Genomic DNA, 24,636 nt, shown 5'->3' with positions numbered 1-24,636 from the left:
GGGTTCGCTGACCCCAAGGATGAAGACAGGACGTCGAATTCACCAGATTTCCTTTAAGAAAGATACACAGATTACAGATCTCTCTCCTGAATGATCGAGCCTCTGCCTTCTCGTCCTTATCTTCATCTCGGGGTTCCAGGCGGCACGTGTCCCCGCCAGGCGCAAGAAGGCACGCCGATTAAGAATGGCCGCCCTCAGTCACGGGATCTTCGTCGTCATCTTGCGCCGGGCCCCGCGACGAGGAGAGGTGGGGACGGCGAAGTGAACACGGTCTCCACCACTTCTCCAGTCCTGGAAAGAGAGAAAGCACGTGACGAGAATATTTCATTCCATATGCCTGAGCCTCAAGGTTCATGCTATATTCCACAGAGCTGTTTCTTCCACACGGCCGAAACAACCTTCACCTCCCCCACCACTTCTGGCACCATCACGGGGGACTTCAAGAATGGAACCAGAACGGATCTCATATCATGCGTCGGTGAAGAGAGCGTATGAACGCCTGAAAAAAGACGGCATCTCGAATGTCTGGGACCGCTACGAGGCCCAGGGACTGGGCGGTGACCCTGACCAACGGTGCGCCTTCTGCACCGGCGGTGTCCGCTGCGACTTCTGCTCCAACGGTCCCTGCCGGGCCGACGCCGCACAGGACAAACGCGGGGTCTGCGGGATCTCGGCCGACGGGATGGCGATGCGGATGATGCTCCTGCGCAATGTGATGGGGGCCTCGACCTACCACTACCACTGCGAGCAGACGGTGCGGACCCTGCGCGAGACGGCCCGCGGCCGGACGCCATACCGGATCCAGGAGCCGGAAAAACTCGCCGATTTTGCCAGGCGACTCGGTGTCCTCACCGGCGGCGAGGACGCCGAGGTGGCGCTGCGTCTCTGCGACTTCCTGGAGAGGGACTTCCACCGACACACCGAGGAGGAGAGCGTGATCGTCGAGCGGCTCGCCCCGCGTGAACGGCGGAAGGTCTGGCAAGATCTCGGGATCTTTCCTGGCGGGATCTATGGGGAGATGATGCGCACCACGAGTTCGTGCCTCACAAACGTGGACGGGTCCTACCTCTCGCTCGCCAGAAAGGCGCTGCGCCTCGGGGTGGCGATGGCCTACCAGAGCCAGGTGGTCCTGGAGACCCTGCAAGACTGCCTCTTCGGTACGCCGAAACCCCACTCAATCAGGGTCGACCTCGGCGTCCTGGACCCGGACTATGTGAACCTCCTCCCGAACGGTCACGAACCTTTCCTCGGGTTCGCGCTGGTGGAGCGTGCGAGGGATCCGGCCTGGCAGGCGGCGGCAGAGGCGGCCGGGGCGAAGGGGATCAGGGTCATCGCCAATATCGAGACCGGGCAGGAAATGGTCCAGCGTCTCCAGGTGGACGAGGTCTTCTGGGGGTATACCGGGAACTGGATCATGCAGGAGGCGGTGCTCGCCACCGGGGCGGTCGATGTCTTTGTGGCCGACATGAACTGTTCACTCCCGCTCGACCCGGCGTACGCGGAGAAATATCATTTCAAATTGGTCCCGGTCTCCGAACTCGTTGCCTTCGAGGGGGTCGAGAACAGGGTGGACTATGACCCGGTGCAGGCCGATGCGCAGGCGGCCAGGTTGCTCCAGATGGGGATCGAGAATTTCAAGGGGCGGCACGGCACCGTCGAACCGCTCGCCGGGCTCCCGGTGGGGGAGGCGGTCGCCGGGTTCTCCCCGGAGAGCATCGCCGCCGCCCTCGGTGGGAGTCTTGCCCCGCTCCTCGAAGCGATCAAAGACGGGCGCATTCAGGGCGTCGTCGCCCTCGTCTCCTGCACCACTCTCCGGGACCAGGGGCAGGACGTTCACTCGGTCACGGTGGCGAAGGAACTGATCGCACGCGACATCCTTGTCCTCTCGATGGGGTGCGGGAACGCGGCGATGCAGGTCGCCGGACTCTGCTCTCCCGAGGCCGCTGCTCTGGCCGGGCCTGGACTGAAAAAGATCTGCACCGGCCTTGGCATCCCGCCGGTCCTCTCCTTTGGGACCTGCACCGACACCGGGCGGTGCGCCGACCTCGTCGCAACGATCGCCGACGCCCTCGGCGGAGTGCCGGTGCCCGCCCTGCCGGTGGCGGTGGCGGCCCCCGAATACATGGAGCAGAAGGCAACGGTCGACGCCATCTTCGCCCTTGCCTTCGGGCTGTACACCTATGTCAACCCGGTCCCGACCGTGACCGGGGCGCCGAACCTCGTTGCCCTGCTCACCGACGAGATCCAGGGACTCACCGGCGGGGTGCTGGCCCTTGAGAAGGATGCGACGGCGGCGGCCGACGGGATCGCCGGGCACATCAGGGAGAAGAGAGCCGGGCTTGGAATATGAGGAGATGAATTGAGATGAATATCATCAATCTCACCGAGGTGCCGGTCCACCCAAATCCCCATCATGTGGACGCCAGAAAAGTCTATGACTCCAAAGACGCCGTCGCCGTCGTCATCACCCTCAAGCCTGGAGAGACCCTTAAACAGCACATCACCCCTGTGGACGTCTTCTTCTATGTCCTTGAGGGGGTCGGTGTCGTCGAGATCGGTGACGAAGGGGCGCGCGTGGAGAGAGACCACCTTGTCGAGAGCCCGGCAGGGATCCCGCACCGGTGGTTCAACGACTCTGACCAGGACTTCAGGGTGCTGGTGGTCAAGGTGCCGCGGCCGACAGGGGCTACAAGACTGCTCTGAACGACGAAGGCCGCGTTTCCCCGGGACAAAGATAGGGCCTCCTGGAAGGCAGAGGTCCGATCATGCGGGAGAGGCCTCTGTCCTCTGGGTATTAAGCCTGAAGGGATCTGAAGACAAAATGTCCCTCATACCGCCAGGGTTGAAATCAGGGATCATTTTCAGAGAGCATATCTCAAAACCCTCTGGTTTGAATATCCCTTCGGACCGCTCTGTCGAAACCCCCGCCTATCAGGGATGCGAGCGTGATTCTAACACCTTCTCACATGCTCCCGCCGGGGGCGCGTGCCGCCGCACCCCCAGGATGAAGATAGGGCCAGGAAGGCATCATCAACGACTATAAGGAGGACATTGGTGTCCGCCACCTATCTTCACGCGGGGGGACCGGGGGGTTCTGCCCCCCGGCGAAGAGAACGAACAAGAGGACTTCTACAAACCCTCGTGAACCGGTTTTTTATCCCAATAGTATCGAACTATTTTTTAATTTCTTGTGAAGGGTCTGGAAGGTTACATCACGTATTTGATCGGTCGTTGCTCTTGCCAGAGAAGATGCCTGGAAAGATCCTCTGATCAAGGGCGGCATGCCTGGGACTCTATCGAAAATTTTTGATTTGCAGGTGGCACGCTCCCCGCCACAGAGCACTATCAAGAGGCTCTCTACAAGATTTGTTCAAGATTTTCTCCACCGCTGCACATGGTATCTTTTGTATGGTGACGGTTTTGTCTCCTCACACTACACTGATCCAGGTTTTGAAATAATTTCCTTCATATTCGAGATAAATCGGCCTGTCAAGGGTGCCGTTGTATATATACTCATGAGTGAACTCACTCCGCCTTGAGGAGTTCGTCAATTCAGGTGCATATGGATTGCTACTCTCTCCCTTGACCGCTTCCCCGAGAAATGGCCACCTCTCAAAGTCTTCCTCGGTGAGGTGGACGATGACACCATCCCCTGTCTCGCTCTCATTCACAGATGAGAGATGGATAGAATAAGGATGATCAGTACTTTTTATTTCTCGGTACAGCCCATATCCTGCAAAGGCCACAAAGAGGAGAATGGCGATGCTGAGGAGGACTGGTCCTAATTTGATATTTGGGTGACTTTTTTTGGGTGTCATGGTTTTCCCGGACTTTTGACCCTGGCGAAGTCCTCGTGATGGGCCCCCGGCGGTCAGGATAGGTCGAAGACTGCACCCACCTCTTTTCATGGTCGTCTCGTCTTCCTGGTCTTATCGTGGTTCAGGGAATCGGGGGACTCTGCCACCGGCGCGATCGATCCGGGAAGACGGTGGGGTCAGGTTCACATCAGGAATTGGTGAGGGGTTCCCATGAAAATGATTGCGAATATTATCTCTCAGGGTTTCCATAATGGTTTGGATCCACCAGATTCCTTCAAGACCGATACACAGATTATAGATCCATCTCATGGATAATTAGGCCTCTGCCTTCCCGTCATCTCACACCTGGGGGCGGCGTATTGAACACGGCCTCTCCCGATATTATCGTCTTGAATAGAGAGAAAAAGCACGTGACGAGAAATATTCATCGCGTATGCGTGAGCCAGGGGTTTATGCCAGATTCTATAGGGCTGATCTTCGAGATGATCAGATCATAAATCCCGGAGGTCATCCCAAAACTCTCCTCACGGTCTTCTTATCGATGTAGAGCGATGGATGATCGCACCCATGCATTCGTCGCCTCCCCCCATGACCACGTCCCCCGGTGGAGGAGAGGGATCTGAATTTCAGGAAGGAAGCATTTCAGTTCGAGGAGATGTTCACCCAAGGAGAGGTTGGGATCTGTTCCCGCTGCAAAGATCGAAAAAGAGTGCCGTGATCTCTTCTCAGAGATCGCCCTGCCGCTGGGAGGCGGCCGTCCCCCTCGCACCGGAGGAGCACCCTGAGGGCGCCGCATATTCCTGCTCCTCCGCCCTCATCGCCAGCGTACCGAGTTCATGCCTCATCCAGAGGAACCCGACCGCATTGCCGACCACCTCGCCGACGACGATCCCCCACCAGACCCCGGCCACGCCAAAGCCCATGACGTCCCCGAGGAGGTAGGCGAGACAACTCACCATCCCGACCCCAAGAGAGGTGACGGTGAGGGAGGCGACCCCCCGGCCAGAGGCCATGAAGAACGCCCCTGCCAGGACTCCCAGCGGGACGGCCGGGAAGAAGATACAGACCGTCCTGAGGAAAGTGACGATCTCGGGGGCGATGCCTGCACAGGCCTCAGAGTAGGTGAAGATCAGGGTGATCTGCGGGGCGAAGACGAAGACCGCAACGCTCAGCAACACCCCGATCCCCACCCCCAGGCGTACCGCATACCTGAAGACCTCTTCGAGTTTCTGGTAGAGTTTTGCCCCGATCGCCGCACCCGCCACCATCATCACGGCCGACGAGAGTGCGAAGAGCGGGACCAGCACAAAGGTGACGACCCGCCACCCGGAGGTGTAGACCGCGATGGCCGTGTCCCCCGCGATGGTAGAGAGGATCGCGTTGATCACGATGACAACGCCCGAGATCAGGGAACACCCGAGCGTGTTGGGGATGCTGACCCTCACGATCTCGGAGATGACCGGCCACCTGACCGGCGTCCTCCGGAACGAGAGCGTGACATAGGTATCTTTTCTGACGAAAAACCAGTAGACCATCACCAGGAACTCCGCGATCAAAGAGATCACGGTCGCCCACGCCGCACCTGCGACCCCCATCCCGGCGCCGTAGATGAGTATCGGGTCAAGGATGAAGTTGATCACTTCGGCAGCGATGATGACCTCCATCACCCGCTTGGTGTCCCCCTCTCCCTTCAGCACTCCATACGCAAGTTCGGAGAAGAAGACGATCGTCGAGGCTCCAAAGATGATCGTCGCATACACCGAGGCAAGAGCGGCGGCCTCACCGTCCCCGAAGAGGCCGAAGATGTTCTCGGAGAAGAGCACCATCGAGACCGTGAAGACGACGGCAAGGAATGCGGCAAGGATCAGGCCCTGCGCCGCGACGCCGTTGGCTCCTCTTCGGTCATTCCTGCCGACCCTCCGGGCGATGGCCGTCCCTACACCTGCGCCCAGACCTTCGCCGCACCCGACCATGATCATATAGAGCGGGAAGGCGAGTCCGACGGCGGCAAGAGCTTCCTCGCCAAGGCCCGACACCCAGATGGCGTCCACGATGTTGAAGGCCGAGAGGAGGAGCATGGAGACGACCAAAGGGCCGGAGAGTTTCCAGATCGCAGTCCTGGGCTCTCCTTTCAGGAGAGCCACACCTTTTGTCTCATTATTTTCCTGGTTTTTTTCTACGTTCCTGATATCCCTCTTTGAATCGAGATCTTTCTAACAGACGGCATGGACTGGTCGGGGTTGGTCGCAGGACTGAAACAGGGCTTGAAATGGTCGGAAAAAAGAACCGTCCATCATGATGAGACCTGAAAACTATTCTCTATGATCTTTCTGGATATTCTATGGTGCCAGAGTATCAGTCATGGAAAACCTGGAGGCGTGGAATAGACGTAGCCCATGCCGTCGGACAAAACTATTGACCGGTATTTGGATCTATATATGTCTTTGAACCCATATAGTGTTTCCTCACCCTTCTCTGTCGTGGACCGGTGGCAAAAATCTGTGAGGTGAGAGAAGGCGAGAAGTCTGGTGCATACTATACCCCCCGCTCAGGAGCACGTTCCCCCGCCCCCTCTCCAGGGTCGCACCGGCGCACATACTCCTTCATCTCTTCTCCAAAGACCGAACCGATGAATACGCGGTTATAGTCGACGACCTGGTTGTTGAGGTACTGGAGGATAAGACGGTCCTCGCCGTTGGACGAGGGGTCCACCCCGGCAAAGAAGAACCCCATCTCCTCGATCGTGCCGGTGATCCACCTGGTGATCGGGTCGGTGAGCGGGAGGGAGAGGTAGACGACTTCCAGGCGTCTGGTGCAGAGGTCTCGAAGGACCGCCCTGAGCGAGGGCAGGGTCTCTGCACCATAGGAGTGGACGGCGACCTGTGCCGAACCGTACGGTTCGATCTCCACTGTAGGTCTGGTCTCGGGGTCGCTCCATTCCATCGGACACTCCCAGGTGGTCTCAAAACGCGGCACGCCCCCAAGGCGGCGGTAGATCGTGCGGACCATCTCCTCGTGATGGGGGGGTACAAAAAGTGTCGTGGGCCCTGGTCTTCTCAGGTAGCGGTAGAGGAGCACGACGCTCTCTCTGGCCTGGTTCTCGGTAGCGATTCCCGTAAACTGCATCACAGGATAGTGGGAGAGGAAGAGGGCGCACTCGCTCATCCCAAGGAATGCGACAGACTTCTGCGAGTACGGGTGGGTGCAGACGCCCTGCCCCCTCACCGCACAGAGACCCCGCCGCTCGGCCTCGTGCGCGGTCGTCGCCATCAGTCGCTTGAAGACCCCGTGCCTGCGGAACGGGGGGTCCACAAACCCGAGCGAGAGTTCGGCCGCGCCAGGATCGTCCCCGAAGAGCAGCCCGGCATGGCCGATCACCGCCCCATCGTGGACGGCGACGAACGAACTGAGTTGTCCGCTCCTGATGAGGGCTTTGAGGCGATCAGGAAAATAGACATCTTCGTAGCCGTACGAGTAGCCGTACGAGAGATAGGCACGCTGCGTGATCGCCACGGCCTCGTCGATATGGCTCGGCCTGATCTCGCAGGCGAATGGAGCGTCAGATCCGTGGAGTGCGGGGCTACCGGCCTCCTCCTCTGCCGTAGGAATCCTTGCGGGAGGGAGCCGTTTCCACAGCCGCGTCTCTTTGCCTGCGGCGCCAAGGGTGTGGAAGGCGACGCCGTCAAGCACCGTCCTCCATTGGTCGAGACCGGGGGGCGGTCCCTCGACCGCCGGGTCGTAGGGTGCCCCCTTCTCCCTGAGCGTGATCTCCAGCATCTCGCCGGTGCGCTCAAAGGTGAGCGTGATGGCCTCTTCTCCGCGGGTCGAGAAGGCATGGGCGATGAGATGAGCGACGACTTCTTCGACGCAGGAGGCGACGGCGTGTGCCTCGTCCTCTGAGCACCCGGCAAGGGACGAGAGGTGAGCGATGCCTGACCTGACCAGCGGGAGGTAGGAGGGGTCACCTGGGATACAGACTATACACCGCTCTGGCACACGAACACCTTCTGCCCTTCTATGACATGGGGGTTCTTGAGTGTTTCTGGTCTTGTCGGGTCGGAGCACAACGCATTTCATGCCGCATGTAGGAGAAGGGATCATCATGCACGAGGACCTGAAAGCCGCCCTTCTCCAGCGGTGCCGGGCGATGGAGATCCCTCTCGTCGGGGTGGCGGATGTCGAACGGTGGGAGGAACCGCCTTTCCAACCCTGGATGCCCGAAGAATTTTATCCGCGGCACTTCTTCCCTGAGGCGCGCTCGGTGGTCGTGATCGGTCTCCCGGTCCATCTCCCGGCGCTGGAGAGCGCTCCGTCCATCTGGTACCGCGAGACCTACATGACGGTGAACGCCCTCCTGGACCAGTACACCTACCGCCTGGCAGAGTTTCTCAATGAAGAGGGATATCCTTCGGTCTTTGTGCCGCGGGACGGGTATGGAGGGATCGGGGCGCTCCTGAAAAATCCGGTCGCCTTCTTCTCTCACCGGCACGCCGCATACTTTGCGGGGCTTGGGACCTTTGGGGTGAACAATATGCTTCTCACCCCCGAGTATGGGCCACGGGTCCGTTTCGGATCAGTGCTCACCGCCGCGCCCCTCCCCTCCGATCCGGTGATGACCGAAGAGGTCTGCAACCGCTGTATGCGCTGCGTGGAGATGTGTCCGGCAGGTGCCCTCAAGGCTGAGGACTATCCCGAGGGTCTTACTGACAAAAAGGCCTGCGCGAAAAACAGCGCCGAACTGGAGAAGCGGCGGCTTGCCCCGTGCGGGGTCTGCATCAAGGTCTGCCCAATCGGGAGGGACCGGGCGTTCTATGACAGGGAGGACGCCTCGGTCTATGGAGACCATACGCGCCGCCCTGACCTGCACCGCGCCTGGGAGCATGTGCGCGCATATGGGAGCAGGTGAGGCAGGGAGAAGGGAAGAGTGGCTCTGCGGAATTCAGCATGAGGAAAGCCCGTCACGCGGCTCTGTAGAAACCCTCGCCTCTTCTCAATGCAAACTGACTCAACCGCCTTCCCCCATGCTCCCGCCGGGGGCGCTGCCCCCGGACCCTCGGGACGAAGATTGGGCTGGGAAGGCACCATCAATGACCATGAAGAGGAAATTGCCGCCCGCTGCCTATCTTCACGCGGGGGTTCGGGTGGCGGCACGCCCCCCGGCGAAGAGAACCATCACAATGATTTCTACAAAGCCCGTCACGCAGATTTGATGATCATTTTTCGTCGTGTGATCTCTCAATATAAGACAGGAGAGCCAGGTGGAGACCTCACTCGATCGCCGCTCCCCCCTCTCCTCGTCGTGGGGGTCTCCCCTGGTGGAGGAAATCGTTTTGAATTTCTGGAAGGAAGCACTTCGGTTCGATGAGATCTTCACCCCAGGAGAGTTGTGGGATATGCTCATGGGAACCCCTTGCCTATTGTGTGGGGAGGATGTGTGTCACCCCCCTCGCCCCTCACCCCTCGCCAGTTGGGGGCGAGTGTCGCCCGGCGCAATGGCCCCCTCCTCACAGAATCTTTTCTATCCACTTGTGCCCTGGGGTGTGCATTCGCTTCATATCGAATTCTCCAAAGCCGTTCTGTATTCTCTTCCCACAGCCTTGAATGAGAGAGGGCGCAGTGGTCAAATGGTGACACAGAAGAGTACGAGCAAAAAATCGTGCAGATCAAAATTGAGAAGCGGTCATGGTGAACCGCTCCATCTCGAATAGCTCTGAAATCAGATGATTTCAGATCAGTACCTGGGCTTTCTGTGCTTGGGGAAGCAGTCGTTGCAGTAGACCGGTCTTCCCTCAGTGGGCTTGAACGGAACTTCACACTCTTTGCCGCAGTCAGAGCAGATTGCCTTGTGCATCTCACGGGGGCCGAAGTCTCTCCGCCCACCAAAATTGCCTCTTCTTTCCATACGATTAACTCATGCAGTATTGTGCTGCACAGGAGTAAATGCTTGCTGAGGTTATGAAGGTGTGCATTTGGATCAGGGGGCGACCGCCCGGCGTCCTGGGAGTGGCGATATGTATCATGGCGAGGTCCTGGGATTTTGGGCATATTGGGTTTGTAGAATCTGACATGAACCCCAGACTCACGCATACGCGGTTGGAAATGATTGGAGTCCTCTAAGAGTGAATGGACCCCTGCCCTCCCCCTTCTGAGCAGGATACCAGAGGAAGACTCTGCTTCATTGCTGTCCCCGGAACCTCAGGGGAGAAGATAGGGATGGATCGTTCTGAAAAAGGGGTTCTGTAGAAATCCTCTGGGCAGTTATCTTTGGCGGGGGGCGGCCAAGCCCCCCGGTTCCCCCGCGCGAGCGATAGGCGGTGGACGGCAATCCCCTTTCCATGATCATTGAGTGTGCCTTCCCGACTCTCTCTTCATTCCAGGAGGTCCGGGGGCAGCGCCCCCGGCGCGGTATATAGGGAAAGCGTGAATTTAACGGGGGACGACGGTTAAGAGGTCCTCGTCTCTTCATAGCGTACAGAAGCATCTATGGCCTTCCCACGCGCTCGCACCTGGGACGTGCCGCCCCTGGACCCCCTGGATCAAGATTGGGCCTGGAAGGCAGAATAGATGGCCATAAAGAGAGTGGTGCGGTCCTTGATCTATCGTGACACGGGGGGTTCGGGGGGTGGCACACCCCCTGCAAGAGATGGTCATCCAGAGGAATTACCATGAAAATGATCCTGACGATGAACCTGGGAGGTTTGTATGATAATTTTTCTTCGCCTGGTTCCTCCAGACCTGATCTACGAACTACAGAAACTCTTTCAGAAAGATCGCTTGCCCTCAGCGCAGCACCGTCTCACCGTCGTCTCGCACCAGGGACGGAGAGAGGATAGGCGGGGGTCTCACAGAGTGTCCTGTGCTGAAGGGGCGGGCACGGATCTACACATCCTGGAGGACCGTGATAATGTTCAATCACGTATGCGTGAGCTTCAGGATCATGCTCGATTCTACAGAACCCAAGTTTCAGAGAGTTTTAGGATATGCTCATGATAACCCCTCCGGGTGACTATCTCTGTCCCCACTGACCCCCCGCGCGAAGAGAGGTCGAGGGCGGCAATGTCCTCGTCATGGTCGTTTATTCTGCTATCCCGACTCCATTGGCATCCCTGTGGCCAGGTGATAATGAAGAGGGTATCCCAAAACTTCTCTGGCCTTGATCGGTGAGGAGAAGAAGTTTCTGAAGCATGGTGTCATTCAAGAGATTGGTGCCCCCCCCTCGGCTATCTTCGTCATATGGGGGTCCGGGGGGTCTCCCCCCGGCAGGAGAGAGCAAGGAAACATTCTTTATGCTCTCTGTGGGCGGCACGGCTGATGTATATGCGTTCCTCCGCCACTCCCCCGGGAGGCGTTGCCTCTGAAAACCTCTAGATGGCAATTGAAGCAGGAAGATAGATGAACGGCCGAAAAGAGTCTTGATCCAGATGATTGATCGAACTCTGGATACTTTTGGGATATGCTCGAATGTACGAAAATTTCTGATTTTTGATTGAGCCCCCCGTGTGGGACTATGGGAAGATGGGTGCGTCACGCGGTCTCAAAATGTCGCATTCATACCTCTCGCTGTCAGTCGTCGCCCGCCCCCAGGGAGTGCCCATGCCAGGTGTGCACCCAGACCTGGCCGGTCCGGTCGTTGACGCTCAGCATCCCTTCTCTCTCGTCGCGCCCGTATTTGAAGGTGTAATAGCCAGGGAAAGTCCGGTTTTCCTGCAATGTTGCACCCGGCAGAAACCCGTCAAGGAAGGTCTCCGCGATCGTCTCTGCAGCGGGAAGATCGTACCTGGCAGTGCCGGGGTCCATCCCAGCCTCGCCGGTGTAGCGGTCGACGGTCACCTCGCCGATACCCTGGTCGGTGGCCTGGTCGACGAGCACGGCATAGTATCTGAGGGAAAAGGCGGTGAAGTCCCTGACCCCCACCCCTGGCCCGAACGCTTCTGCATAGACCAGGGTTCTCCCGCGCCGCGTCCTCGGTGATAGGACGGGCGCCGGGGTCATAGAAGGCCACCACCCCATAGTCGGTCGGCCCTGGCCCAAGGAAACCACGTGAAGGCGGCCCCCCACCGCTCTCCCGTTATATCCGCGCCTCAGAGGATGGGGTGTCGGCCGACCATATAATGACAGTGCATCGCGGGTGGTTGTCAGGGTCGCGATGGCGATGGGCAGGAGATCGCAGAACGGTGAGTTCAATGAATTTCATTCATTTTGATCGACCGCCTGTCGTCCCTGATCAATCTTCCTGATGAGAGTCTGTGTTCTCGCCCCGATCTTTTTGAGCAGTATATTGATTGCCCCTCGCCGGGGACTGGCCAACCCTGCACCCCTGAGATTGGGATTGGGCCAGGAAGGCAGAGAGAAAAGATCCGAAGAACTGGGTGCCGCTCCCCACATACTATTTTATATCTTCGCTCACTCTATCGCCGGCAAGGTGATGCCATATGGCAACAGAGGAAGGCAATTTCTGGTGGGGTGTCGTTGTCGGATGGGTCCTGATGATGATCATCAATATCTTCATCCCGATCGTCGGGCCCCTGGTCGGCGGATTTGCGGCCGGTTACATCGCGAAGGGGGGACTGTGGAATGGGGGCATGGCGGGGTTGGTCGCCGGGATCATCGGGGCGGTGATCATCGCGATCCTCATCCTCATCGGGGCGACGGCGTTCCTGGGGGGCATAGGTCTCCTTTCGGGTTTTGTCGTCGGTTCACTCCTGGTCGTCAGCGTCTTCATCGTCAACGGGGTTCTTGCCTTCATCGGCGGGGCGATCGGTGGGGCGGTCGCGGGGTGAATAAAGACTCATCTTCTGGCCCTGGAGAACCCCTTGCCTCTCCAGGGCACAGGCACACCTCACCCACTCCCAGCCTGAGAGTATCATCAAGAGCGGTTACTATGAGGTCATTCCAAACTGCGTTTTCATCACGCACCCATGCATTCGTCGCCTCCCCCCCCCCTTACGCCGGGAAAATTCGCCCCTGACCCCCTGATGGTGATTGGGGCGGGAAGGCAGAAAACCATGAAGACGGGCTACGATCCCCTGTCACTCTTCATCTGCAGGGGGTCAGAGGGGGGCGGCACGCCCCCTGGTGGAGGTAAGGGTTCAGAATTTCTGGAAGGATGCACTTCATTTCGAGGAGATATTCACCCCAGGAGAGTTGTGGGATATGCTCATAGAGTGTTCGACAACAGGAAATTTTCATCCCCTATTGGTGAGGCGTGATATCACCTCATACTGAATTCAAAAGGGTCAGTTTTCGGCTCTGTAAAAATCCTCTGGACAGTTATCTTTGGCGGGGGGCTCGCCGCCTCCGGTCCCCCCGCGTGAAGATAGGCAGTAGACAGCATTACGCTCTTTATGGCGACTAATTTTGCCTTCCCTGCACTATCCTCGTCCCGGGGGTCCGGGGGCAGAGCCCCCGGCGAGAAGATAGGGGAAGGCGGTTGAATCACACCTGCACCTAGAAAAGGTAAGGGTTTCTACAGGGCCCAGTTTTCCCTTATCATCGGTCTCCCTCTGTGGTAGAGAGTGGGATAGGGAAGGTTTTGGGAGGTCTCAAATTATGCCAGAACCTATATCCCCTCTCTTCTGCCTACTGCTCCCCTATGCCAAGGATTGTGCTCATCGACTTCTACTCAGAATGGTGCGGGCCGTGCAGGGCTCAGACCGCAGCAGTGGATGAGGTGGCCGGGCGGCTCGGGGATCTGGTCGAGGTGCGGAAGGTCGACGTCGCCGCCAGGCGCGACCTGGTCTCGGCCTACCGGTTGACGACCGTGCCGACCATCGTCATCGAAAGGGAGGGAAAAATTGTCACACGGCTTGAGCGTCCTGTCGATGCGGAGACGCTCGAAAGTCTTTTAAATTCCCTGGCCGATGATCATGGAACGCGAGGAGACACATATGAGTAGACCAGTGCTGACTGACTTTTTTGCGACATGGTGTGGCCCCTGTAAGATGCAGACGCCTATTCTTGAGGAGCTCAAGGAAAAGCTCGGCGAGCAGGTCGAGATCAGGAAGGTCGACGTTGACCAGGACATGGAGGCGGCGATGAAGTACGGCATCAGGGTCGTCCCGACGCTGGTCATCGAGAAAAATGGCCAGGTCATCCAGAAACTGGAGGGCGTGACCAGGGCCGACGCCCTGGAACAGTACCTCAAGCCCCTGATCGAGGAAGAATAAGGCGGGGTCAGGCCCCTGCAAGTGCAGGGAATTATTTTTTTCTTTTCGATGGACATAGATAGAAGAATCCAGGTTCTTTTGCAGGAACTCGAGGGTCGCTACGGTGCGATATCCTGGTGGGAGGCCCCGCCTGAAGAGGTGCTCATCGGGGCCGTCCTCACCCAGCAGACTCGCTGGGAGAATGTAGAGCAGGCCATCGCCACCCTCAAGGAGATCAGGTGTTGTTCGGTCGCCGGGGTGGTCGAAACTGAGCGCGAGGTCATCGAGACGGCGGTGCGGCCGACCGGTTTTTATCGGGTAAAGACCGAACGTCTCAAGGCGCTCTGCGGACAGGTGACGGACCTTGGCGGGGTCGAAGCCCTCGCGGCGATGCCAACGGCAAGGCTGCGTGAAGAACTCCTGGCGGTCCGTGGGGTCGGCGAGGAGACCGCAGACAGCATCCTCTGCTATGGCTTTGGCCGCCTCGCCTTTGTGATCGATGCCTACACCAGGCGGATATGCCGGTGCATGGGCGTCACCGTGGGCGACGCGGAACTGCGACGGCTCTTCGAGCAGGCGCTCCCCAGGGACGCCATGGCATATGCGCAGGCACATGGTCGGATCGTTGAATATGCAAAAGAGTGCTGTAAATCAGAGCGAGGGTGTAAAACATGCCAGGTCAAGAATTTGTCAGGATAGGAAAGAGGCTCTTTTCTGAGGGGCTTGTCGGAGGAAATTTTGGGAACATCAGCCTGCGGGCCGATGAAGGATTTTATATCACGCGGACCGGGGCATACCTCGACGTGCCGGGCGTCCCTGTCCTGGTCCCGCTCGAAGGCCAGGCGCCTGCCGGGGCGTCCAGCGAGTACCGTGTCCATCAGGCGATATATCAGAGGACCGGGTATAGGGCGGTCGTCCATGCTCACCCGGCCCATGCAGTGGCGGCCTCGGTCGCCCTCTCAAAAATCATCCCGGTAGACAGCGAGGGCGAGATGCTCTGTCCGGAGATCCCGGTCGTTGGTGGGGCGCCAGGGACCGACGACCTTGCCGAGAATGTGGCGACGGCCCTGGAAGAGGCCCCACTGGTCATCGCCAGGGGCCACGGCACCTTTGCGGGCGCCGACGACCTCGACCGCGCCTATCTCCTTACCTCGCTTGCCGAGCACTCGTGCCGGGTGCTCGCCTACTCGGGTTTCTTCGGCGGCTGCAGGCGCTGAATCTCCCTCATCATCTCGCGGTGGAAGGAGAGGATCATGTCGCTGATCACCCCGAACATAAAGATCTCAAACCCGACCACGATGAGGAGGACGGTGAGGACGGTCAGCGGCAGGTGCTCGATACCATTGAGCCATTCATAAAGGACGTACAGGGCGAGAACCCCGCCGACCGTTGCGATGCCGATCCCGATCAGTCCGAAGTAGAAGAGCGGGTTGTTCACTTTTGCAAGCCGGTAGATGGCCGAGACGATCCTGAAACCGTCTTGGAGGGGGTTGAGTTTGGTGGGCGTGCCAGGGCGCGGGAGATATCTGGTCGGTATGACTGCGACCCGCTGGTCGCACTTGACTGACTGGACGGCCATCTCGGTCTCGATCTCAAAGCCCGCCTCCTTGAGGTTCATCTCCCGTAACGAGGAGAGGGTGAAGGCCCGGTAGCCTGAGAGGATGTCATGGTAGTCGCGGCCATGGGCGATCTTGAAGAAGAAGTTGATGACCTTGTTGCCAAAGAGGTTGAGGCGGGTGAAGGCGCCTGTCTCGGGGTAGGCCAGGCGGTCCCCGATCACGTGGACATAACCCTTGAAGAGCGGGGCCAGCATTTTTTCCGCGTCTTCTGGCAGGTAGGTCCCGTCACCGTCAAGCATCAAGGCATAGGGGAGATCGATGAGATCGGCGGCCTCGATGATCGCGTTGCCCTTGCCCTTTCCGGTCTGGACATGGACCTCAGCACCAGCCTTTCTGGCCAGGTCCCGGGTGCCGTCGGTGCTGTTGCCGTCCATGACCATAATATGGGAGTAGCCCAGGGAATGGAAGGCATGGATCAGTTCGGTGATGGTGGGAGCCTCGTTCAGGGTTGGAATCAGGATGCACACCTGGTCTCTCTCAATCTCCATTGAAATACTATTTAAGAGCCATAATCATAAGTGCTTGCATGCACCTGGCGAAGAAGGGGCTGCGGGTCCTTGGGGTCGCCGAGAGTTTCAGGGGGCGGGAGGACTCCACCCTGGCCGGGGTGGTGATGCGCCGGGACAGGATCATCGACGGCTTTGGGTTTGCGGAGGTGACGGTGGGGGGCATGGACGCCACCAATGCAGTTATTTCACTTTTTAAGGCCTTTGAAAGGGAAGATGTCAACCTGATCATGCTGAGCGGGTGCGTCATCGCCTGGTACAATATCATCAGTCCTGAAGAAGTCTGGAGGGAGACCGGGGTGCCGGTCGTCGTTGTTACCTACGAGGACTCCGAGGGGCTCAAAGAGGAGATAGGCGCGCATTTTCCCGGTGACGAAGAGCGCCTGGAGGCGTACCGCCGCCTTGGGGCGCGCACGCCCCGCACCCACCGCACTGGTTACACGGTATACCTGCGGGCGGCAGGGATCGACGTACAGGAGGCCGGGGCGCTGGTCGAGGGCTTCACCCTGGAGGGGAAGGTCCCTGAACCTCTCAGGACCGCCAGACTCGCCGCACGCGCCCTTATGCGTCATAGGTATGGGCGGAGATGAGGTGTTCTTCAGACTTCGAGTAGATCTCCACCCTCACCATGTCGCCTGGCCCGAAGGTGCCGTCAGAGAAGTCGATGGTGATCCGGCCGTTCATGGACCACTTACTTCCGTGGCCGTTCATCGTCTTGATCTTATAGTGGTGCGTTGGAATGAGACGAGAGGCATCCATGGTACTGACTTGAAAGGTAAGCGGCTCACCGTTCCGATAAAATTGTGCCCAGAGGTCATCTTTGAGATAGTCTTTCTCGCGGTCTGGCACCTCCTTCACCCATCCAAATATCTCTTTTATACGCGTCGCCGGGTCGTGATGATCTACCTGGACAGGGGTCTTGTTGTACCAGAGGGTGACTATGCTGGCCTTGGTGTATTTCCCCTTCTCATTGGTGTGGAGGACCGAGACGATCTCAAAGATGCAGGGTTCCTCCTGCGGGAAAAGATCAAATGTGGGTGGGAACTCAGGGAGGAGGGCCAGAATGAGAATGGCAAGGACCGCGGTCAGTGCCAGGAGGAGGAGTGCGCCGGTCAGGGGAGAGACACCCGCGTCATCCCTGCATCTCAGAGCCATCGGACAGGGATTGTCCAGGCAGTATATATTGGTTCGCTCTCCGGTCATGCACGGGTGGACATTGAACAGAATCAGAGGACAGGATCGCAGCCCCTCTGCCCGTGAGCGCAACCTATATATTTTATCTCAGATATGACAGCGTGACAGTCAAAGCATGATAATGCTGGGTTTTCTGGGGGGACGATATGATAGGAAGGGTAGTGGTCGTAGTGCTCCTGCTCTCGGTATCCTGGGGTGCGGGTGCACAGGAGATGCGGGGTGAGATGATATGGGAAGAGACATTCGGGGGGGAAGTCCTGACTGCGTCCATCTCTCCGGACGGATCGCATATGGCCTTCGGGACAAAAGGGAATGGGGCGCTCTATTTTTATGATATAAATGGGACGCGGCTCTGGGACCACCCGACCGGGTGTCCGGTCTTTGGTTCGGCGATCTCTGAGAACGGGGCATATGTGGTCCAGGGCGCAGAGAAGGTGCGGGTCTTTACCAGGGAGGGCGCTCACGACTGGCAGTGGGACTCTGGCTTTTTTGCGTATTCGGTTGCGGTCAGCCCGGACGGAAAGTACATCGTGGTCGGGAGTGACAACAAAAAGGTCTACCTGCTTGAGAGGGGCGTAGGAGAGATCTGGCAGAATGAGACGGTCGATGATGTACGTGCAGTCTCGATCTCAGGGGACAGTGAGTATATTGCCGCAGGGGCAGGGAACAATGTCTATCTTTTCGCCAGAAACGGCACCCTTCTCTGGGAACATCCGACTGCAAAGGGAATCTCCGGAGTTGCGCTCTCGCCTGACGGCAGACTGGTAGCCTCTGGCTCGCAGGACTATAGGGTTCACCTCTATGACCGGGCAAGCGGTGACCTTCTGTGGGAGCATAAGACCGGGAACAGGGTGCATAGCGTCTCGGTCGCAAACAACGGGACTATCGCCGCAGGGGCCGAAGACCGGTGGATCTCGCTCTTCTCAGAGGCAGGCGAGGAACTCTGGAGAGAGAAGATGGCGGCAAAAGTCAGCAGCGTCTCCCTATCAGGAGATGGGGCGTCACTTGCGTTTTCGACCGGCAGCGGCGGCAACTGTGGTTTCCTGTATGCCCTGGGAGTGCCGGTTGTCGAGGAACCAGTCCCCACCGCGATCCTTGAGACCATCGGCACGACTGAGATACCTGAGGCAGAGACGACAGAAGCACCGGGAGGAGAGCAGGTGGCAGCTGCAGAACTTGAAGAAATAGGAGAGGGCATCCCTCTCCCGGCACTTGTGGCCGGGGGAAGTGCCCTGGTTGCGGTCGGCGCGGCCCTGGTCTTGCTTGGGAGGAGGAAGTAACCTCTCCTCTTTACTCGCTGCTCATCTCAGCGATTGCAAGTTCATACATCCAGTCCATGAGGAGGGGGCATTGCTCGACATTGCAGTCGAGTTCGCAGCCGATGCAGGGGATCAGTTCGTCCCCTGCCAGGAGCAACGAGGGGTCGGCCGCCTGTTGCCGTGCCTTGAGACGGTAGGTCTTGATCCCCTCTTCCCTGAACTCGATGCGGTCGATGAGACCGGCGTCGGCAAGTCTGCGCACGACCCTTGAGCACTTCCGGCTGTCGATGTTGAGAAGTTTCCAGAGTTCGCTCTGGAGCACTCCTTCAGATCTGGACTGGATAACTTTCAGTGCTTCATCTTCGATAGACGGCATGGCCCATCAGACAAGAGGTGAGATTGTCAGGATGTTGTTCCCTCTGATGACGACCGTGCCGAGGGTGCGCCCCCGCTGGTCGCCGTTGTACTCGATCGTCTCATCCATGTGCAGGTTCATGTGTTCGTCGACCGCGACGAGCCTGCCCTGAAGTTTCTTCCCTTCGTCCTTGATCTCAACGACGATCCTGGAATCGACAAGCGAAAAAACCTTCTTGACCGGCAGAACGATACTGTTGACCATCTGAGGTTATGTGGAGGTGGAAAGTATTTAATTTATGGGTGTGAGAGGGCGGAGCAGGATGGGGCGGGCCTTGAGGGGCAGGGATGACGCGGCGTATTTGAAGGGCCTGCCTGGCAGAGCGCAGTTTCAATGTGCCGTGAGGCGCCGGCACCCAATTGAATTCGAGCATATCCCAAAACTCTCATGGGGTGAACATCCCCTCGAACCGAAGCGCTTCCTTTCAGAAATTCTACACTCTCTCATCCACCGGGGGCTTGGCCGCCCCCTGGCCCCCGCGCGAACGATAGGTCGTGACAGCATTACGCTCTTCATGGCGATTGATTTTGTCTTCCCAGCATTATCTTCATCCTCGGGGTCCGGGGGCTGAGCCCCCGGCGAAAAGATGAGAAAAAGCGGTTGAATCGCGCTCGCACCGAGAATTGGTAAGGGTTTCTACAGGGCCGGAATTTCTTCATTCTCATCCATCGCTGTCATTGGTGAGGAGGTGGGCGCGAGAGTTTTGGGATGACCTCTTCATTTTATCTCGCGTACAATAATAGGTCAGGAAGATACAGGCATGCAACGAACGCAGATGTCTCTCCCATTCCTGGACACCGCGCTGGAAGTGTACTTTGTTCCTGAAATTCTGGGCCTGGAGAAATTTTTTGATGATGCTCTCTGGCGTGCCGCCGCCACACGGTCCTCTCATCGTGGTCGTCCATGCTGCCTTCCCGACCCCATCATCATCCCGGCAGGTCAGGGCGGCATTCGCTCCCCGCGCGATCAATAGTCTGGGGCGGACCGGTGCGCGACACATTTGCCGGAGAGACGGGGTTCTCTCCACCATTATCATCCAGGTGCCATCTTCTGCAGATACGGGGAGGAGAGTGCCGGGATGAACCAGGGGTATACATGTGGGGTGCTCTCGACCCATGCCTGATCGTATAGAACGGAAAAATCAGAGAACGGCCCGGTCATCTCCTCCCCCTTTCTTTTTTCCAGCGAGACCCTCACTCCCCTCTTCAGCCCAGTAAAACATAAGTATACGGTGGAATGATTGAGTCTGTATGTCTTCACAGGCTTCCATTTCCGTCCCCGCCGACGTCCCAGAGACGGCGCGGGAGATCTATATCAAGAACCTCACCACCATCACCCACGGCACCGGCCGCCTGATGCTCTTTGCCGGAGACCAGAAGATCGAACACCTCAACAGCGACTTTTACGGCAAAGGGATCCCGGCAGACGACGCCGACCCAGAACATCTCTTCAGAGTCGCGGCGCAGGGGCGCATCGGGGTCTTTGCGACCCAGATCGGGCTTGTCGCGAGGTACGGCCCCGACTATCCCGAAGTACCCTATCTCGTCAAACTCAACTCCAAGACCAACCTGGTCAAGACCGCCCAGAATGATCCGGTCAGCCCGCTCCTCACCACTGTCGAGCAGGTCGTTCGGTTCCGTGAGCAGAGTGGGCTCACGATCGCCGGCGTCGGCTACACCATCTATCTTGGCTCTGAGTTCGAGGACCGGATGCTTGCCGAAGCGGCCGAAGTCGTCAACGAGGCCCACCAGCACGGCCTGGTCACCGTGCTCTGGATCTACCCAAGGGGCTCGGCGGTCAAGGACGAGAAAGATCCTCACCTCATCGCCGGGGCGACCGGCGTCGCTGCGTGCCTGGGCTCAGACTTCGTCAAGGTGAACGCTCCCAAGAAAGAGGGCGCCGCCTCCGCCGACCTCCTCAAGGAAGCGACCCTTGCCGCAGGCCGAACCTCGGTCGTATGCGCCGGCGGGTCGAGCGTCGACGAAGAGGCCTTCCTCAGGCAACTCTACGACCAGATCCACACCGGCGGTGCGCGGGGGAACGCCACCGGCCGCAACATCCACCAGAAGTCCTTCGACGAGGCGGTCAGGATGTGCAATGCCATCTCGGCCATCACCCTCGACGACGCCTCGGTCGAGGACGCCCTTGCGCTCCTGAAGGGCAACTAAAACTCTCTCTTCTTTTTGGCCCTCCTGGAGGGGGCGGTCTTCTTATAGGGGATCTGATATAGAGATTCTCGGAGTTGTGGATTATGACGACACTGCGCGAATATCTGGAGTCCGTAGACTGCGAGGCCGGACTGCAGAACCTTATCATACTCATCGCCGGACAGGCGACCCCGATCAGAGAGGCCTTCATCACCCATCAGGCCTATGTCGATACCGAGAACGTCTTCGGGGAGCAACAGGCCGCAATGGACACCTGGGCTGACGCCTGGATCACCCGCGTCCTCGGGGAGTCGGGGCTGGTCAGGGAACTCGCCTCTGAGGAGCAGGAGGAGGTGGCGGTCTTCCCTGACTCTGCCCATGAGTACGCCGTCGTGATGGACCCGATGGACGGGTCGTCCCTCATCCAGACCAATCTCTCAGTCGGGACGATCATCGGGATCTTTGGCGGGGGCAGCGTGATGCAGAAGGGAAGAAACCTGAAAGCCGCCCTCTATATGCTCTACGGCCCGATGACCACGCTCACCCTCTCGGTCGGGCAGGGGGTGCAGGTCTTTGCGCTGGACAAAGATGGGGAGTACCGTCTCCTCCACCAGAACATGACGATCCCGGAAGGAAAGAACTACGGCACCGGCGGGACGCGCCCGACCTGGGTCGTCCCTCACCGCGCCTTCATCGAAGAGATCGAGGCCGATGGGGCAAAGATCAGATACACCGGATCCTTCGTGGCCGACTTCCACCAGATCCTTACCTATGGCGGGATCTACTGTTACCCGGCCCTCGAAGAGAAACCGAACGGCAAACTCCGTCTCCTCTATGAGGCCATCCCCATTGGGTTCATCGCCGAGCAGGCGGGAGGGAGAACTTCGGACGGCCGCCAGAGTCTTCTCGACATCCTCCCTGAAAAACCGCACCAGCGCACGCCTATCTATGTCGGGAGCCCGGGGATGATCCAGAAAGTGGAAGCGGCCTTCGAAGGGACCAGGCGATGAATGCGGTCACGGTCTTCACCGTCGACCTCGGCGGCTACCCGGCCGGGATGCGGGCCCATCCGCTCGTCGTCGAGCGGGCGGCAAAGGCGTTCAGGGGCGAGCACGGCGGGGTGATCGCCGACTCGTTCGTGACGCGGGCCGGCGGGAGGACCGCCTGTGTGGTCACTCACCAGGAGGGTGCGGAGGTCGCCGCCCTCTGTGATGACGTCCTCTCTGCATGTGCAGAGACCGCAAAAGAGACCGGGGTTTTCGGGGAAGGGGAGGTGCAGACCGTCACCCTTCCCCTCGGCGAGGAGAGTGCGGCCGAGGTGCTCGTCTTCCTCACCAGCGGGGCGGAGGCCGGGGCATGGGACCAGATCTTTGCCAGGCTCTATGCCGACCCCTTCACCTCTTCGGGCCTGGTTGGCGACCCTCTGATGCGCCGGGGGTTCGAGTTCGTCTGCGACGGCGGTGCGGTCTTTTGCACCCCTGACGAGACCTACGCCCTCCTCGCCCATCTGGACGCAGGCGGGAGGGTACAGGAGGTCAGGCGAAGGGACGGGGTTCTGGCCGCCGTCGCAGGTCAGGGTGCCGACCCGGCCCTTCTCCTCAGGGTGGGTTCCGGCCTCCCGGACGTCGTGACCGCCCTTGGCGTCGCTTCGGCGTCAGGGCTCATGCCGGTCAGCCTCTGCGACATGAACCCGACCTGCCCGAAGACCGCCTGCCTCGGGTTCTCGGTCCGCAACCAGATGCTTGTCGGCCCTGCCGACCTCTACGACGATCCCGCCTATGAGCGGGTGCGGATACACGTCCGGCCGACGACCGGGCGGCGTGTCGCCTGATCGAAGCAAATTTTTTCGGCTTTGTAGAGACCATTCCTCATTTCTGGTATGGACATGAATCACATCGCCACTCCCTCTATCGATCGTGCCGGGGCGTTACCTCCTGACCCCACGGATGATGATTGAGGGGGGAAGATACAATCGATGACCTGGAGAGAGATGTGATGTCCACCACCCCTCGCTCAAGAAGGGAGGAGGAGGGGTGGAGGGCAGTGACCTGAACACGATCTCCTCCGATTCTCCTGTCTTGAAAAAAGAGAGAAAACAAATGACGAAATATTGGTTCTGTAGAGACCCTCACCTCTTGTGTGGCTGAGATGTGTGTCGCCCGCTTTCCTACCCTTTGGCCGGGGGCGCTGCCCCCCGCCAGAGAGATTCATCAAGAGGATTTACCATGAAAATGATCCTGACGATCAATCCAGGAAGTTTGTAGATACTCCCTCGGCATGCTCGGCCCTCTGCCTTCCCGCTCCTATCTTTGTCCCCGGGGTCCGGGGCAGGGCCCCCGGCGCGTATGGTGAGGAAAGGCATGATGATCAGAACATGCCGCCCCTATTGCAGACCCTTCACCGCAATCTCGCGCCGGGGGCGCACCCCCGGACCCCCCACGGAGAGAGAGGATAGGGGGGCGGCAACGAAGCGGTGTATCCCGTGGTGTCCTGATCTGAAGGGGGAGCACGGATCCAAACACCCTGGAGACCCACGATCATTTTCATCTCGTATGCGTGAGCCCAAAGGTTCATGCCTGATTCTACAAAACCCGACGTTCTATTTCCCGAGGTTTTCCAGGATGTCTTCGCAGGTATTCACCGTGATCTCTGAGCGCGCCACCAGTCTTGCGGCAAGGAAGGGGGCGGTCTTTGGGTCAAGGGCGATGGCCTGGTTATAGCAGTCCATCGCCTCCATGTAGGGGTCGATGTTGGGGAAAGAGGCCCGGGCCGCGGCACCAGGGGTGCCAAGGGAGCGGTAGGTCTCTTTGAGTTGCTCTTCTTGTTTGATGGAGATGTACAGGAAGGCGTCCCCGCGCCGGATCCAGGCGGCGGCATCCCCTGGGCGTGCCTCGGTGATGGTGTCATAGTAGTCGGCGGCCTCGAGGTACCTGCCAAGGCGCAGGTTGAGGTACCCGGCCTTGTCCAGCGCGGCCATCGTCTCTGGTTCGCTGGCAAGGGCCTGCTCGCAGATTACTAAGGCTTCATCAAGTTCACCGGCCATCGAGAGGGCGTCAGCCTTCCCAACCAGCATCTCTGGGTTTTTGGGGTCTTTCATGAGGACGATGTCGTAGCAGGCGACCGCCTCCTCATATCGGCCCAGTGAAGAGAGGGCGTCCCCCTTCACCCAGAGCAGATCGGGGTTGTCGGGGTCGGCCATAGCAAAGAGTTCGATACAGTCGAGGGCCGGTTCGGTATGTCCGGCTGAGAGGAAAACTTCGGCAACGATGGCCCCGCTACCGGCGGCCTGCTCCTGGAGGTATTCTGGGTCTTCCGCGATCCTGTCGGAGAGAAAAAATGCGGTCCCGACAAGGAGGAGGGCGAGGACGACGGCCCACTTCACCTTCATAACCAGTAATCACAATGGATCACATATAAAATTATTGTATTTTGTAAACCTATTTTTAACCGATATTATTGGATATTGGATATATAGCTATGAGATAATGGGCACCATACAGGGGTGGCCCCTCCCAGGATACACTATATGCAGG

24 protein-coding genes are annotated in these 24,636 nt (G+C 58.8%); 13 read left to right on the top strand and 11 right to left on the bottom strand.

All coding sequences use genetic code 11. The annotated features are described in order from the left end of the window. Positions 1–445: 445 nt before the first annotated feature. Both cooS and J2129_RS05200 read left to right on the top strand, forming a co-directional pair. Positions 446–2,350: an anaerobic carbon-monoxide dehydrogenase catalytic subunit gene (gene cooS / locus J2129_RS05205; protein WP_209629861.1), complete on the top strand. Its 1,905-nt coding sequence runs from the start codon at positions 446–448 to the stop codon at positions 2,348–2,350. Between the two features lie 14 nt (positions 2,351–2,364). Further along, the gene (locus J2129_RS05200) at positions 2,365–2,703 is read left to right on the top strand and encodes a cupin domain-containing protein (RefSeq protein ID WP_209629860.1); all 339 of its coding nucleotides are present in this window, start codon (positions 2,365–2,367) and stop codon (positions 2,701–2,703) included. Between the two features lie 725 nt (positions 2,704–3,428). Here the strand turns inward: J2129_RS05200 and J2129_RS05195 are convergent. The 3 genes from J2129_RS05195 to J2129_RS05185 form a co-directional block, all read right to left on the bottom strand. Beyond that, on the bottom strand, positions 3,429–3,818 hold the full coding sequence (locus tag J2129_RS05195) for a hypothetical protein (protein ID WP_209629859.1): 390 nt from the start codon (positions 3,816–3,818) through the stop codon (positions 3,429–3,431). Between the two features lie 725 nt (positions 3,819–4,543). Next, positions 4,544–5,962 carry an MATE family efflux transporter gene (locus J2129_RS05190; RefSeq protein WP_209629858.1) on the bottom strand — a complete coding sequence of 473 codons (1,419 nt, stop codon included), beginning with the start codon at positions 5,960–5,962 and terminating at the stop codon, positions 4,544–4,546. A 391-nt stretch (positions 5,963–6,353) separates the two neighbouring features. Next, complete coding sequence (locus J2129_RS05185; protein WP_209629857.1) at positions 6,354–7,814, bottom strand: GNAT family N-acetyltransferase; 1,461 nt, start codon at positions 7,812–7,814, stop codon at positions 6,354–6,356. Positions 7,815–7,893: 79 nt separating this feature from the next. Between J2129_RS05185 and J2129_RS05180 the strand changes: the two genes are divergently transcribed. Continuing rightward, positions 7,894–8,724: a 4Fe-4S binding protein gene (locus tag J2129_RS05180; RefSeq protein ID WP_348632290.1), complete on the top strand. Its 831-nt coding sequence runs from the start codon at positions 7,894–7,896 to the stop codon at positions 8,722–8,724. Between the two features lie 219 nt (positions 8,725–8,943). Here J2129_RS05180 and J2129_RS05175 read toward each other — a convergent pair whose 3' ends face one another. From J2129_RS05175 to J2129_RS05165, 3 genes are all read right to left on the bottom strand, one after another. Continuing rightward, positions 8,944–9,219, bottom strand: a complete 276-nt coding sequence (locus J2129_RS05175; protein ID WP_209629856.1) for a hypothetical protein — start codon at positions 9,217–9,219, stop codon at positions 8,944–8,946. A gap of 330 nt (positions 9,220–9,549) precedes the next feature. Continuing rightward, positions 9,550–9,720 (bottom strand): CxxC-x17-CxxC domain-containing protein, encoded by a 171-nt coding sequence (locus J2129_RS05170; protein WP_209629855.1) that lies wholly within the window; start codon positions 9,718–9,720, stop codon positions 9,550–9,552. 1,661 nt (positions 9,721–11,381) lie between these two features. Next, complete coding sequence (locus tag J2129_RS05165) at positions 11,382–11,810, bottom strand: hypothetical protein (protein WP_209629854.1); 429 nt, start codon at positions 11,808–11,810, stop codon at positions 11,382–11,384. Between the two features lie 440 nt (positions 11,811–12,250). On the opposite strand from J2129_RS05165, the gene J2129_RS05160 reads away from it, so the two are divergent. The 5 genes from J2129_RS05160 (at position 12,251) to J2129_RS05140 (ending at position 15,180) form a co-directional block, all read left to right on the top strand. Continuing rightward, positions 12,251–12,598 (top strand): DUF5518 domain-containing protein, encoded by a 348-nt coding sequence (locus J2129_RS05160; protein ID WP_209629853.1) that lies wholly within the window; start codon positions 12,251–12,253, stop codon positions 12,596–12,598. 812 nt (positions 12,599–13,410) lie between these two features. Further along, positions 13,411–13,713 carry a thioredoxin domain-containing protein gene (locus J2129_RS05155; protein ID WP_209629852.1) on the top strand — a complete coding sequence of 101 codons (303 nt, stop codon included), beginning with the start codon at positions 13,411–13,413 and terminating at the stop codon, positions 13,711–13,713. Further along, a complete protein-coding gene (gene trxA / locus J2129_RS05150) occupies positions 13,706–13,984 on the top strand; it encodes a thioredoxin (protein WP_209629851.1) in 279 nt (92 codons plus the stop codon). The genes J2129_RS05155 and trxA overlap by 8 nt, the downstream gene beginning before the upstream one ends. A 78-nt stretch (positions 13,985–14,062) precedes the next feature. Then, complete coding sequence (locus J2129_RS05145) at positions 14,063–14,662, top strand: Fe-S cluster assembly protein HesB (protein ID WP_245320632.1); 600 nt, start codon at positions 14,063–14,065, stop codon at positions 14,660–14,662. Then, the gene (locus tag J2129_RS05140; protein WP_209629849.1) at positions 14,635–15,180 is read left to right on the top strand and encodes an aldolase; all 546 of its coding nucleotides are present in this window, start codon (positions 14,635–14,637) and stop codon (positions 15,178–15,180) included. Before J2129_RS05145 ends, J2129_RS05140 begins: the two co-directional genes overlap by 28 nt. On the opposite strand, the gene aglJ is transcribed toward J2129_RS05140, so the two are convergent. Beyond that, positions 15,147–16,070, bottom strand: a complete 924-nt coding sequence (gene aglJ / locus J2129_RS05135; protein WP_209629848.1) for an S-layer glycoprotein N-glycosyltransferase AglJ — start codon at positions 16,068–16,070, stop codon at positions 15,147–15,149. The genes J2129_RS05140 and aglJ overlap by 34 nt on opposite strands. Before the next feature lie 38 nt (positions 16,071–16,108). Here aglJ and J2129_RS05130 point away from each other — a divergent pair, with 38 nt between their 5' ends. After that, positions 16,109–16,678, top strand: a complete 570-nt coding sequence (locus tag J2129_RS05130; protein ID WP_209629847.1) for a DUF99 family protein — start codon at positions 16,109–16,111, stop codon at positions 16,676–16,678. On the opposite strand, the gene J2129_RS05125 is transcribed toward J2129_RS05130, so the two are convergent. Then, positions 16,650–17,243, bottom strand: a complete 594-nt coding sequence (locus tag J2129_RS05125; RefSeq protein ID WP_209629846.1) for a hypothetical protein — start codon at positions 17,241–17,243, stop codon at positions 16,650–16,652. The two genes, J2129_RS05130 and J2129_RS05125, sit on opposite strands and share 29 nt — an antisense overlap. A gap of 185 nt (positions 17,244–17,428) precedes the next feature. Here J2129_RS05125 and J2129_RS05120 point away from each other — a divergent pair, with 185 nt between their 5' ends. Next, positions 17,429–18,562 carry a PQQ-binding-like beta-propeller repeat protein gene (locus J2129_RS05120; RefSeq protein WP_209629845.1) on the top strand — a complete coding sequence of 378 codons (1,134 nt, stop codon included), beginning with the start codon at positions 17,429–17,431 and terminating at the stop codon, positions 18,560–18,562. A 10-nt stretch (positions 18,563–18,572) separates the two neighbouring features. Here the strand turns inward: J2129_RS05120 and J2129_RS05115 are convergent, their stop codons facing one another. Continuing rightward, the gene (locus J2129_RS05115; RefSeq protein WP_209629844.1) at positions 18,573–18,917 is read right to left on the bottom strand and encodes a winged helix DNA-binding protein; all 345 of its coding nucleotides are present in this window, start codon (positions 18,915–18,917) and stop codon (positions 18,573–18,575) included. A 6-nt stretch (positions 18,918–18,923) separates the two neighbouring features. Further along, on the bottom strand, positions 18,924–19,160 hold the full coding sequence (locus tag J2129_RS05110) for an LSM domain-containing protein (RefSeq protein WP_209629843.1): 237 nt from the start codon (positions 19,158–19,160) through the stop codon (positions 18,924–18,926). A 1,046-nt stretch (positions 19,161–20,206) separates the two neighbouring features. On the opposite strand from J2129_RS05110, the gene J2129_RS05105 reads away from it, so the two are divergent. From J2129_RS05105 to J2129_RS05095, 3 genes are all read left to right on the top strand, one after another. Then, complete coding sequence (locus J2129_RS05105; RefSeq protein WP_209629842.1) at positions 20,207–21,124, top strand: aldolase; 918 nt, start codon at positions 20,207–20,209, stop codon at positions 21,122–21,124. 83 nt (positions 21,125–21,207) lie between these two features. Then, positions 21,208–22,113 (top strand): class 1 fructose-bisphosphatase, encoded by a 906-nt coding sequence (locus tag J2129_RS05100; protein ID WP_209629841.1) that lies wholly within the window; start codon positions 21,208–21,210, stop codon positions 22,111–22,113. Beyond that, entirely contained in the window at positions 22,110–22,934 is an 825-nt protein-coding gene (locus tag J2129_RS05095) for a fructose 1,6-bisphosphatase (protein ID WP_209629840.1), read from the top strand. The genes J2129_RS05100 and J2129_RS05095 overlap by 4 nt, the downstream gene beginning before the upstream one ends. 768 nt (positions 22,935–23,702) lie before the next feature. Here the strand turns inward: J2129_RS05095 and J2129_RS05090 are convergent. Then, complete coding sequence (locus J2129_RS05090) at positions 23,703–24,491, bottom strand: tetratricopeptide repeat protein (RefSeq protein ID WP_209629839.1); 789 nt, start codon at positions 24,489–24,491, stop codon at positions 23,703–23,705. Between the last annotated feature and the right edge of the window lie 145 nt (positions 24,492–24,636).

Origin of the sequence: Methanofollis sp. W23 (genome assembly GCF_017875325.1) — an archaeon.
GTDB lineage: Archaea > Halobacteriota > Methanomicrobia > Methanomicrobiales > Methanofollaceae > Methanofollis.
Note: the sequence above shows the minus strand (reverse complement) of the source record. Positions and strands in the feature narration are given on the sequence as shown.